A 532-nucleotide genomic window follows, 5' to 3' on the forward strand; every position below is an offset into this window, starting at 1 on the left:
TCCTAAGACCGATGGCGAGATGGATGGGGGTCTTTGGTTCTTTTCCCCTAGCTGTCCAGGTGGGGCCGCTTGGCAAAGAAGATCATAGGTGCAGTAGATGAGCCTATGTCGAGATAACGTACATCCCGGAGTCCGGTCCGTTGTMAAGATTACTTCTCAGGGAACAACGTACGCTCCGAGGTTGCCGAAATGACAGCTATGATTAATGGGTATCCGACGGAAAGTGAGTTGCGCGAAAGGATAGAACGTCAACTTGGATGGCGTGGAGCAACTGAGATAGTTACGCTGATCTGGCATGGTTATCTATCTGGTTTATTGGAATGGGGGCTGATTGAAGTAGACGTATTCGATCGGCTTTGCGCAATGCTTCCAAAAGTTGGTTGTAAGGAACTCGTGGAGTTATCGATGGACGATCCGATTACGCCAGAACTTGAGCGCGAAATAGAAGAGTCGATGCGCAAGAGTCAATAGCCAAAATCGGCAGTTACATCCAGATAATCAGAGATGGATCAAGGTCAACGCCAATCAGGCT

Annotated in this window: 1 protein-coding gene; it reads left to right on the plus strand. The window is 48.8% G+C overall.

All coding sequences use genetic code 11. From position 1 onward, the window contains the following. Positions 1 to 189 precede the first annotated feature (189 nt). Positions 190 to 471, plus strand: coding sequence for a hypothetical protein (locus AC1DS3_RS39410; protein WP_441635997.1), 282 nt, complete (start codon positions 190 to 192; stop codon positions 469 to 471). The last annotated feature ends 61 nt before the right edge of the window (positions 472 to 532 follow it).

Source organism: Cupriavidus sp. 01L46, from assembly GCF_056399905.1.